This is a genomic window from Arthrobacter sp. 05L417, assembly GCF_056397865.1.
In genome coordinates, this window is sequence record NZ_JBFTOG010000067.1 from 1 (window position 1) to 11,473 (window position 11,473).

Genomic DNA, 11,473 nt, shown 5'->3' on the forward strand with positions numbered 1-11,473 from the left:
CAGGAAAAGGAATTCGCCTCCGAGTCCCGCGGCTACACCGCAACCAAGCACCAGCGCGAAGTCGGCACCGGCTACTTCGACGACATCGCAACTGCGCTCAACCCGAACGCATCCACCCTGGCCCTGGTGGGATCCACCGAAGAAGGCCAGTTCCACTAATCCCCAGCCGCTCCCTCCGCTCGCAAGCTCGCGAGGGAACCTGGCGGCAGTGGGCCCATCCCGACGGCGGCACTCGCCTACGGCCTACGGACCGGCAATGCTCTGCCTGCTATCCCCATGCCCATCCCATGACCTCGTAGAACTCGGTCGGGGATGGGCACAGGGCCCCTTTACGCAGGCTGCCGCAATACCGGCCCTCCGGCCTTGAGCGTAAGGCGCCTTACCGGCAGCCGGACAAGGTGATCCGGAAGCGTGCGTAAAAGGGGCCCTGTCCCCGCCCCGGCCGAGCTTTGCGAGGCCTCCTCGGGCGGGGATGGGGAATAGCACGCGGAGGATTGCCTTGGTCGGCACGCAACCCGGCCCCGAACCCAGCCAAACCAACAGCCCGCCGTCGAACATTGCTTCTCTGAGGAGAGATTGAAATGAACAGCTTCACCGACAATTACACGATCAACGGCATCACGCTGACCGCCCAGCCCATTCACCGGCAGAACGAGGTCCTTACTCCGGATGCCATTGAGTTCGTGGCAACCCTGCATCGGGCCACGGCGGAGCGTCGCCAGGAGCTGATGCAGGCCCGGCACGCCCGCCGCGGCCAGATCGCCAGCGGCCAGGACCCGCGGTTCCTCCCGGAGACGGCGGAAATCCGCAACGATCCGAACTGGCGCGTCGCTCCGCCGGCACCGGGCCTGGAGGACCGACGTGTGGAGATCACCGGGCCGGTTGACCGGAAGATGACCATCAACGCGCTGAACTCCGGCGCCAAGGTGTGGCTGGCCGACATGGAAGACTCCTCCACCCCCACCTGGCGCAACGTCATCCAGGGCCAGTTGAACCTCACGGATGCCCTGGAACGCCGGATCGACTTCACGTCGCCCGAGGGCAAGGAGTACAAGCTCCGTGCCGCCGAGGAACTGCCGACCATCGTGGTCCGGCCCCGCGGCTGGCACCTGCCGGAGAAACACATGCTCATCGACGGGAAGCCCGTTGCCGGTGGCGTGGTCGACTTCGGCCTGTTCTTCTTCCACAACGCCCGCCGCCTGCTGGCACAGGGCAAGGGCCCGTACTTCTACCTGCCCAAGATCGAGAACCACCTCGAGGCCCGCCTCTGGAACGACATCTTCATCCAGGCCCAGGACCTGCTCGGCATCCCGCAGGGCACCATCCGCGCCACGGTGCTGATCGAGACCATCACCGCGGCGTTCGAAATGGAGGAAATCCTGTACGAGCTGCGCGATCACGCCTCGGGCCTAAACGCCGGCCGCTGGGACTACATCTTCTCCGTCATCAAGAACTTCCGCACCCGCGGCCCCCGCTTCGTGCTGCCGGACCGCGCCCAGGTCTCCATGACCCAGCCGTTCATGCGCTCCTACACCGAGCAGCTGGTCCGGGCCTGCCACCGCCGCAGCGCCATGGCGATCGGCGGCATGGCCGCAGCCGTTCCCAACCGCAAGGACGAGGCCGCCAACACGGCAGCGTTCGAGAAGGTCCGCGCGGACAAAACCCGCGAAGCCGGCGACGGTTTCGACGGTTCCTGGGTCGCACACCCGGACCTGGTCCCGGTGTGCCGGGAAGTGTTCGACGGCGTACTCGGGGACCGTCCGAACCAGCTGGACCGCTCACGCGAGGACGTCACCCCCGACGACCGTGCCCTGATCGACGTCGCCTCCACCACGGGCACCATCACCGAAACCGGCATCCGGAACAACATCGAGGTGGGCATCCGCTACATCGAGTCCTGGCTGCGCGGCAACGGTGCCGTGGCTATCCACAACCTCATGGAAGACGCGGCAACGGCGGAGATCTCCCGTTCACAGCTGTGGCAATGGATCTACTCCCACGCCATCACCGACACCGGTGAAGTCATCACCCGCGAGTGGATCAACGACCTCCTGGACGAAGAGTTCGCACGCCTCGAACGCTTCGACGACGACCGCTTCAACGACGCCCGCAGCATCTTCGAAGAAGTCACCCTGGCCGAGGAGTTCCCCACCTTCCTGACCATCCCGGCCTACGCCCGCTACCTCACCGAAGCCCGCGAGGAAGCGACCAAGGAAGAACTCGTCGCCGCCTGAATCCGTAGATAAAAGCTCCCGCCGCTGGGCTGTCTGCACTCTTCGCAACAAGTGACCCCGATGGTCGGGGAGGGCAGCCCAGCGACGGAACCCCTTCATCAACACGTTCATCAACACGCGCGAACTGGCAGCAGATGACCCCAAAACGCTTGGGAACGGTCATCTGCTGCCAGTTCGCGCGGGGTTAAGGGACGACGACGTTCGCGCGGGGCTAGCGTTGCCGGGCCACCCAGCGCACCGAGAGGGTGGTGCAAACGCAGAACGCGGCGACCGAGCCAAGGATTACCAGGAGCGGCACGGTCCAGCTGCCGGAGACGCTGTGCACGTAGCCGATGACGGTTGGAGCCAAGGCCGCGAAGCAGTAACCGACCCCTTGCACGACGGCGGACATCTTCCCTGCCGAGGCTTGGTCGCGGGCGAACTTGATGATGGCGATGAAGATGACCGTGATGCCGCCACCCTGCGCGACTCCGCCGAGGGATGACCACAGCCACCACCAGCCCGGGGCCAGCAACAAGCCCAACGGCACTGTGAGCCACAAGGCACCCAAGGTGGCCGCCACCGCCGTCGTACTGGCGAAACGGGCGAGCAGCGGGACGCCGAGGCCACCGACAATCGCGAGAATCTGGAAGAGCGACGATCCCGCGCCGGCTTGTGCGGTGCCCATGCCCAGTTCGTCGGCCAGGAAGCTCGGAAGCCACGCGGTCACGCCGTAGTACGAGAATGCCTGGCCGGCGAAACCGAGCGTCAGTCCAACGGTCAGCCAGACAACGCCGGAGGCCTTGCCGGCCCGCGAACCATCGGCGGCCGGCACCGCAGCCGGAATGAACGCGCTGCGGGCACCGACGGCGGGGATCCAGAACAGGATGGCCGCCAGCGCCAGGAGGGCACTCGCCGCGAGGGCAAGGCGCCAGCCCACGAGTTCCGCGAGCGGGGCCGTGGCCACCGAGGTCAGGAAGGACCCGATGTTCAGCGCCGCCGTGTACACACCCATCGCGGTTGCCTGGCGTCGCGGGGCGAAGTCGCGGCGGATGATGAGTGGCACGGCGATGTTGCCGATAGTGATGGCGAGGCCGATAAGGGCAGTACCCACCATGACCGGAATGCCGCCGCCGCTGGAGCGGATCACGACGCCGGCCAGCACACCCGCAAGCGTGAGCATCACCGCGAATTCGGCGCCGAACCTGCGTCCGGCCATTGAGGCGAGCGGGGCGGCGAGCGAGAAGCAGAGCACTGGAATGCCCGTCAGCAGCCCGAGTTCCACGGGCGAGAATCCAAGATCCCGTTTCAGGGAATCCACCACCGGCGCAACCGCGACGAAGGGTCCTCGCATGTTGAGGGCGATGAGGCCGATGCACGCAAGGATGAGCCAGCCTCGAGGGACCTTGGCGAGCAATTGGCCGGTCATGGGGCGCACTGAAGGGCGGGGAAAGTAGGCATCACCTTCATTGCTATCACGGCGTGCCGCAGCGGAACGGCATAAGTCGCCCGTCAGCCGGTTGCTTGGAGCGTGGCCTCGATCACTGCCGGAGACAAAACGTGCTGGGTGACCATCTGGCTCGCACCGAGGATCGCGGCCTGGTCGCCCGCCATCGAGATGCCGATTCGCAGGTGCGAGGTGGCCAATGGAAGGGAGCGCCGGTAGACGACTTCGCGGATGCCGGCCACGAGGTGCTCGCCCGCCTCCCCCACGCTGCCGCCGATCACGATCATGGAGGGGTTAAGCAGATTGACCACCGTCGCCAGGACATCGCCGACGTCGCGTCCGGCCTGCCGGAGTGCCTGGATTGCTTGGAGGTTTCCCTCGGCCACGAGCCGCAGCACGTCGCCGCCGTTGCTGGCCGCGAGCCCTTGGGCGTGCAGTTGGCGGGCGACGGCGGGTCCCGAGGCGAGTGCCTCAAGGCAACCGTAGTTCCCGCAGCGGCAGAGGACGTCGTCGCCGCGGGGAACCCGGACGTGGCCGAGGTCCCCGGCGGTGCCGTTTGCGCCGCGCTGCAGCTCGCCGCTGCTGATGATGCCCGCGCCGATGCCCGTGGCGATTTTGATGAAGAGCAAATTGTCGTGGTCCGGCCAATACGCTGTGCGTTCGCCCAAGGCCATGATGTTGACGTCGTTGTCCACCAGGACGGGAACCGGCAGCGAACGCTGCATGTAACGGACCACGTCGAATCCGTCCCAGCCGGGCATGATCGGCGGCTTGATCGGCCTGCCGGTGTCGTGTTCCACCGGGCCGGGCAGCCCGATGCCGATCCCGGCAAGGTCGTCAAGGCTGCGGCCGGCTTCGGTGAGGAGCTCCCGTCCTTCCGACACAACCCTGCCAAGCACGATCTCGGGACCGTCGGCGACTTCCTGCGCGAGGCGGTGCTCGGCCAAGACTGTTCCGCCGAGATCGGTGACCGCGACGATCACGTGCGTCGCTCCGACGTCGACCGCCAAGACAACGCGGGCGGCGGGGTTGAAGGCGAAGCGCGACGGCGGCCTGCCGCCGCTGGAACTCGCCTCACCGGCGGGGCCCACGAGTCCGGAGTTCATGAGGGCGTCGATGCGCGAGGCGACGGTGGAACGGGCCAGTCCGGTGGTGATGGCGAGTTCGGCGCGGGTTCGTGCCTGGCCGTCGCGAAGAAGCTGAAACAGATCTCCTGCACGCGAAAGGCTCCCGGCGTCCTGTACGGAACCGTCCTTGCCCGGGGCTTTTTCGGGTGCTGAAGTCATGCATCAGTGATAGCACGATTGCTTATGGCTGTCACGCAGCAAAAAGATTGTCGAATGATTTTCAACTTTTGCTTGCTCATCGACAAAAGTCGTCGTAGGTTGTTTGTGAGAAGGGTCACGCAGCCCACCAGGCCGTGCTGAAACTCAGAGACTCCGTTTACGAAGAGGTAACTGATCTTGTCCAGCCACTCACAGGCAACATCGTTAGGATCACCACAGCCCCTCGGCGTCGGCATTCTTGGCGCCGGCCCGGTCACCCAAGCAATCCACCTTCCTTCCCTGGCCCGGCTCCGGAACATCCTGGAAGTCCGCCACATCATGGACGTCGACGCAGTGGTCGCCGAATCGGTCGCAGCACGCGTCGGCGCCAACCACAGCACCAGCATGGACGCGCTCCTGGGCGATCCCGACGTCGACATCGTCGCGATCTGCAGCCCCCACCAGTTCCACGCGGACCAAGTCATCGCCGCGTGCCGCGCGGGAAAGAAGGCCGTCCTCTGCGAAAAGCCCTTCGCCATGAGCGGTGAGGAGGCGGCCCGGATTTCGGCGGTCAGCGAGGAAACGGGCGTGCCGATCATCGTGGGCGCCATGCACACCTTCGATCCAGGCTGGCTCGCAGCGGAAGGCAATTGGGGCGATCTCCCTGAGAACGTCCACACCATCCGTTCTTCCATCGTTCTCCCGCCCAATGCCCGTTTCGAAGACTTCGCCACCGAAATCATCACCCGGCCCGCAGGCGGCACCCCTGACTACAGCGACATCGAGGTCATCAAGAACGCCCTCCGCGGCGGCATCATGGGACTCGCCATCCACGACCTTCCCCTCGTCCGCCGCTTCACGCCGGATTTCGAAGACCTCGAGGTGCTACAGGCACGCCACGTGCGCCCCTTCGGTTACGTGATCTCCCTTCGTTCCGGAAAACAGGGGGCAGGTGACCGGATCATCGAACTCAGGGCAGCCATGAACAAAACCTGGAAGCCGGAATGGGTCTTCGAAGCGATCTCGGACGACGCAGCCCTTCGCGTGGACTTCACTCCTTCCTATGTACAGGCGGGTTCCGCCGTCGCAACCATCACCCGCGGCGGCACAAGCACCACCTACGGACCGTTCGAGCACAACGGCTACGAGGGCGAATGGCGCGAACTCGCCCAACTGGCCCTCGGAACCAAGCAACCGCCGTCAGCCGAAAGCCTCATCAATGACCTCACCTTCGCGATAGCCATTGCCGACGCCACAGTGGATGTCGCCGCGGCGGAGCACGCGAACAGCCATGCAGGAGCCCACTCATGAGCACCCGTTACACGGTCACTGCCACCCCGCAGGCGGAAGAGAGCGGCTCCGTGGCACTCGCGGTTGCTTCGCTTCCGGCGAGCTACGGTCCGGTAGCGGCCGGGGAGGCCGCACGGATCTCCGCCCTCGACGGCGCCGCGGGCTGGACCGCCGAGGCGATCAAGGCGATCGACGGCGGAGCGTCGGGCATCGTCGTCGTCAACCCGGTCCCGGAAAACACGGCCGCCCTGCTCAACGCCGCCGAAGCACGCGGCGTCGCGGTGGTCCTGGACCAGCGCTGGGCATCCAACCCAGGTCTCGCTGGAGCCGAAGACGCCGTCCGCACGGTAGCCGGCCGCGCCGCCATGCTAGACACGGTCGCGACGGCCGCGGCAGGCGCGGATCCGGAACGGCTGCTCACCGAGCACCTCGCCGCCGTCGTGCGCGTCACCGGGCAACTGGACGCGCTTCGCGTCCTGCACCGCGGAACGCACGGCTACACGGTTTCCGCCCGCCTCGCCAACGGAGCTCCGGTTTCGCTCCAAGGCGTGCTGAGCAACTCCCGGCCCGCCGGCGTCGACTTCCGCCTCTATACCGACGACGGCGCTGTCAGCATTGCGGTCCCGGAACCGCTTGCCGCCTGGCCGGCAGAAGTCCGCGCCACCGGGCCCCAAGGGGAAATCCTCCTGCCGACGGTTTACGAATCCGCCCACCGCACCACCTGGCGCCGGCTCAAGGAACACCTCGACGCCGGTACCCTCCCCTCCGATCTGGCTGGCTTTGCGCGGCTGACGGAATCCATCGCGCACCTCTCCTGAACCTGCACCTCTCCTTAAACACGCAACCAGCACAATCGAGCAAAACAGAGCATCAAAGCAATCATTAGCCTTCTCGACGACGAGCCGGACCGCATCAAACGCGAAGACCACGCAGCGGTCCCGAAAGGAATCATCATGAATGTTCAGTCCGAAGCCAGCCGCAATTTCTCCCGCAGGGGTTTCCTGGGCCTCACGGCGGCAGCAGCGGCTGTCCCCCTGCTCGCAGCTTGCGGTGGCGGCTCCAGCTCGAGCTCCGCTGGCGGCGCGATCAAGTTCTGGGACATGCCGTGGGCCACCCCGGCCTATAACGACGCCGCGAAGAAGATCACCGAGGGCTTCTCGGGGGCCAACAGCAAGGCCAGCTACCAGATCATCCAGTGGAACAACTTCTACCAGACGTTCTCCTCGGCCATTGCGTCCAAGACCGGTCCGGCGGTGTCCACCGGTGGTGGCTTCCAGGCGTTCCAGTTCGAGCAGCAGGGCCAGATCGCCTACGCGGACAAAGTCATCGATGCGCTCAAGAAGAACGGCCAGTTCGACGACTTCCTGCCCGGCGTGTTGGAGCCGTTCAAGTCGGACAAGGGCTACGTTGCTGTCCCGTGGCAGCTGGACATGCGCCCCCTGTGGTACCGCAAGTCCCTATTCGACCAGGCCGGTGTAGCGGTTCCGACCGACTGGCCCAGCCTGCTCGAGGCCGGCAAGAAGCTCAAGGGCATCGGTGCCGTCGGGTTCGCGACAGGCTCCGGAGCCGGCAACAACATCGGCAACCACTTGATGATCATGATGATGATCAACAACGGCGGTGGCGTCTTCACCAAGGACGGCCAGCTGGACGTCATGAACGACCGCAACGTGGAAGCCACCGAGTTCCTCCTCGAACTGGTCTCCAACGGCATCATCGACCCTGCGGCCGTCAGCTACACCTCGGACAACCTCGACGCGCAGTGGAAGAACAAGAAGGCCGCTTTCGGAATGTACGTGCTCGGCGTCCCGCAGCGCGTAGGCGACACCTCCGGGGATCTCCTGGTGGCCAGCCCGATGGCCGGTCCACACGGCGACAAGGCCACACTGGTGTTCCCGAACAACATCATGATGTACAAGAACACCCCTTCCCAGGATGCTTCCGAGGCATTCCTGACCTACTACATGGGACAGCTCAAATCCCTGTGGCAGCAGAAGCTCATGAACGCGCTCCCGGTCTTCAAGTCCATCACCGAACTTCCCGAGTTTGCCAGCGATCCCAACAACGTCAAGATCGTCAAGGAATACCAGCCCATCGCGAAGACCTTCGCCGCGCAGGGAACGTCCCTCAACGCCAACCTCGCTGTCCTTGACGGCGGCCAGGCACTCAACCAGTTCACCCAGACCATCCTCACAGGCAAGACCGACGCCAAGTCGGCACTCACGGCCTTCCAGACCGGTCTCCAGTCAGTCCTCAAGAAGTAAAGCGGCCTGCCATGTCATCAACCACCGCACAATCGGGCCTGGCCCGGGCCCGCCGGGGCCTCGCCCCCGGCGGCCCGGGTGGCGGGTCACAACACCGCAGCGGCGGCCTGAACCGCAAGAGCAAACTGTCGGGCCAGACCAAACGGACCTTTTTCTGGCTCCTGCTGCCGTCCATCGTCCTGCTCGTCCTGATCAACGGCTACCCGCTGATCTACGCCGGCGTCCAGGCAACGCACGACGGCTCCCTGATCGACACCGGGAACTTTGTCGGCGTCGACAACTTCGCCACCGTACTGTCTTCGCCCGCCTTCTGGAAGGCCGCACAGTTCACGCTGTGGTTCACGATCGTCGGTGTCTTCGGCTCCTGGCTGGTGGGCCTTGGCCTGGCCCTGCTCCTGCGCACCAAGATCCCGGCGGGCGGCACCTTCAAGGTCCTGCTCCTCCTGCCCTGGGTGGTGCCGATCGTGGTGTCCTCCACCGCCTGGAATTGGCTCGTCGCCACCCCGGACAGCCTCATCCCCTCTATCTTCCGCAACCTCGGACTGGGCACGCCGCTGTTCCTGGCCGACCCGCACCTCGCCGCCGTCATGGTCATGGTTTTCAAGGTCTGGGTCAGCTTCCCCTTCATGATGATGATGATCTCCGCCGCCCTGGCCTCCGTGGACACCACCGTCTACGAAGCGGCCAGCATGGACGGCGCCAGCAAGTGGCAACAGTTCACCCAGATCACCTTGCCGATGATCGCCCGCTCCACCTACATCAGCTGGATCCTGATGACGATCTTCTGCGTCAACGACTTCCCCACCATCTACCTGCTCACCGGCGGCGGCCCCGTCGACGCCACCACCTCCCTCGTTGTCCTGGCCTACCGCAGCGTCTTCCAGGACTTCCAGACCGGTCCCGGCGTCGCCATCGCCTTCCTCATGACCCTCACCCTCGTCGTCGTGTCGGTCTTCCTGTACCGCCAGATCCGAAAGTCGAGCGTCGAATAATGAGCGCAGTACTCCACGCCCACCCCGAATCCGGACCCGCGCTCGGCGTCGCGGGACCCGAGAAAACCCGCCGCGTCCTCTCCGAAGCAGGCATGCGCGGACGCTGGTGGCGGTTCGTCCTGATCCTTGCCATCACCGCGATCGTCCTCGTCCCGATCATGGTCACGGTGGTCCTGGCCCTCACACCGGGCCCGAACAGCACCGCCACCGGCCTGACCCTGGAAAACATCACGGGCGTCTTCTCCAAGACCCTCGCCGGCACCTGGTTGACCAACAGCCTCGTCACCACGCTTTCCACGGTGATCGTCTCTGTCGCCGTCGCCGCACCCGCCGGCTACGTCCTCTCGCGCGGCCGCTCCAAAGCCGTCTCCGGCTACTCCCTGCTGCTGTTCGTCATGCAGTCCCTGCCGATCATCACCTCCGTGGTCCCGCTGTTCATCCTCTTCGCAGGCATGGGACTCGTGGACAACCTGCTCGGCCTGATCATCATCTACGTCGGGTCCACCATGACCGTGGCCACCTGGATGATGGCGGCCTACTTCGATTCCATCCCGGTCAGCCTCGAGGAAGCCTCCTGGATCGACGGCTGCTCCGTGTTCGGATCGTTCACGAAGGTGGTGCTGCGCAATTCCCTGCCCGGCATCCTGTCCACGGCGATCTTCGCCTTCCTCCTGGCCTGGAACGACTACCTCGTAGCGATCGTGTTCCTGCGCTCCAACGAAATCTTTACCCTGCCCGTGGGCGTGCAGTCCTTCTTCCAGCAAAACCTCACCGATTGGTCCGGCGTCATGGCACTCGCCGTCGTCATGATGCTCCCGCCCATCATCGTTTTCGCCACGCTGAACAAGTACTTCAGCGTCGGCGGCATCGGCGGATCCCTCGCCGGCCGATAATCGAACCTTTTTCACGCAACTGACAACGCAAAGGAAAACCATGTCTTACTCCATCCAGCTGTATACCCTGCGCAATGCCATGCAGGAAGACCTGCCGGGCACCATCAAGAAGGTTGCCGAGATCGGTTTCACGCAGGTTGAACCCTACAATTTCGTGGCCACCGCGAAGGAGCTCGGCGCCGCGTTGAAGGAGAACGGGCTGAGCGCCCCGTCAGGGCACGCGCCGCTGTTGAGCCAGGACCAGGATGAGATCTTCGCCGCTGCGAAGGAACTGGGCATCTCCACGGTCATCGATCCGTACCTGCCTGCCGAGCACTGGCGGAACGCCGAGGACATCCAGGCCACCGCTGCAAAACTCAACGCCGCAGCGAAGAAGGGCGCCGAATACGGCATCCGCGTCGGCTACCACAACCACGCCTGGGAACTCGAGTCCATCATCGAGGGCCAGACCGCCCTGGAGTACTTCGAAGGCCTCCTTGACCCGGAACTGGTCCTGGAAGTCGACACCTACTGGGCCGCTGTTGGAGGCCAGAACCCGGTGGAACTGCTCGCCCGCCTCGGCGACCGCGTAAAGTTCATCCACATCAAGGACGGCCCCGGCACCACCGACACCAAGGCCCAGCAGCCTGCCGGCCAGGGCACCATCCCGGTGCTCGACGTCGTTGCTGCCGCCAAGTCCCTGGAAGTGGGCGTCGTGGAGTTCGACGACTACGCCGGAGACATCTTTGAAGGCATCGCCCAGAGCCTCGCCTTCCTTCAGGACAACGCAGCACAGGACGTGAACGCATGAGCGCGGCAACGCACCAGTCCACCCCGTCCGCCCGCCGGGGGCCGGTGGGGGTCGCGGTCATCGGGGCGGGCAACATCAGCAAGGCCTACCTGGACAACCTGACGGTCTTCCCGGACCTGAAGGTCCACGTCATCGCGGATTTGTTCGAGGAAGCCGCGGAGGCCCGGGCGAAGGAATACGGCATCCCCGAGTTCGGTTCGCCGGAGCTGGCGCTGAACCATCCCGACGTCGAGATCATCGTGAACCTGACCATCCCGGCAGCCCATGTCGAGGTGGCCACGGCTGCCGTGAACGCGGGCAAGCACGTCTGGACCGAGAA

The 11,473-nt window shown here is 65.1% G+C and carries 10 protein-coding genes and 1 pseudogene; 9 read left to right on the forward strand and 2 right to left on the reverse strand.

Going from position 1 to position 11,473, the window contains the following annotated elements; genetic code table 11:
- Both AC1DJW_RS26055 and aceB read left to right on the forward strand, forming a co-directional pair.
- A pseudogene (locus tag AC1DJW_RS26055) lies at nt 1-159 on the forward strand (isocitrate lyase); the annotation flags it as partial.
- 422 nt (nt 160-581) lie between these two features.
- The gene (gene aceB / locus AC1DJW_RS26060; RefSeq protein ID WP_476902905.1) at nt 582-2,234 is read left to right on the forward strand and encodes a malate synthase A; all 1,653 of its coding nucleotides are present in this window, start codon (nt 582-584) and stop codon (nt 2,232-2,234) included.
- A 211-nt stretch (nt 2,235-2,445) separates the two neighbouring features.
- Here the strand turns inward: aceB and AC1DJW_RS26065 are convergent, their stop codons facing one another.
- Entirely contained in the window at nt 2,446-3,642 is a 1,197-nt protein-coding gene (locus AC1DJW_RS26065; protein ID WP_476902906.1) for an MFS transporter, read from the reverse strand.
- A gap of 83 nt (nt 3,643-3,725) precedes the next feature.
- Nucleotides 3,726-4,946: an ROK family transcriptional regulator gene (locus tag AC1DJW_RS26070; protein ID WP_390281760.1), complete on the reverse strand. Its 1,221-nt coding sequence runs from the start codon at nt 4,944-4,946 to the stop codon at nt 3,726-3,728.
- A gap of 177 nt (nt 4,947-5,123) precedes the next feature.
- Between AC1DJW_RS26070 and AC1DJW_RS26075 the strand changes: the two genes are divergently transcribed.
- The 7 genes from AC1DJW_RS26075 to AC1DJW_RS26105 all read left to right on the forward strand — a co-directional run.
- Nucleotides 5,124-6,236 (forward strand): Gfo/Idh/MocA family protein, encoded by a 1,113-nt coding sequence (locus AC1DJW_RS26075; protein WP_390281758.1) that lies wholly within the window; start codon nt 5,124-5,126, stop codon nt 6,234-6,236.
- Entirely contained in the window at nt 6,233-7,033 is an 801-nt protein-coding gene (locus AC1DJW_RS26080) for a hypothetical protein (protein ID WP_476902907.1), read from the forward strand. Before AC1DJW_RS26075 ends, AC1DJW_RS26080 begins: the two co-directional genes overlap by 4 nt.
- Nucleotides 7,034-7,168: 135 nt before the next feature.
- Nucleotides 7,169-8,479, forward strand: a complete 1,311-nt coding sequence (locus tag AC1DJW_RS26085) for an ABC transporter substrate-binding protein (protein ID WP_284753086.1) — start codon at nt 7,169-7,171, stop codon at nt 8,477-8,479.
- A gap of 11 nt (nt 8,480-8,490) precedes the next feature.
- Nucleotides 8,491-9,471, forward strand: coding sequence for a carbohydrate ABC transporter permease (locus AC1DJW_RS26090; protein WP_390281752.1), 981 nt, complete (start codon nt 8,491-8,493; stop codon nt 9,469-9,471).
- Complete coding sequence (locus tag AC1DJW_RS26095) at nt 9,471-10,364, forward strand: carbohydrate ABC transporter permease (RefSeq protein ID WP_476902908.1); 894 nt, start codon at nt 9,471-9,473, stop codon at nt 10,362-10,364. The genes AC1DJW_RS26090 and AC1DJW_RS26095 overlap by 1 nt, the downstream gene beginning before the upstream one ends.
- Before the next feature lie 40 nt (nt 10,365-10,404).
- Nucleotides 10,405-11,154: a sugar phosphate isomerase/epimerase family protein gene (locus tag AC1DJW_RS26100; protein WP_476902909.1), complete on the forward strand. Its 750-nt coding sequence runs from the start codon at nt 10,405-10,407 to the stop codon at nt 11,152-11,154.
- Nucleotides 11,151-11,473 (forward strand): Gfo/Idh/MocA family protein (locus AC1DJW_RS26105; protein ID WP_476902846.1); only part of this gene is annotated, 323 nt, incomplete at its 3' end. The genes AC1DJW_RS26100 and AC1DJW_RS26105, both read left to right, overlap by 4 nt.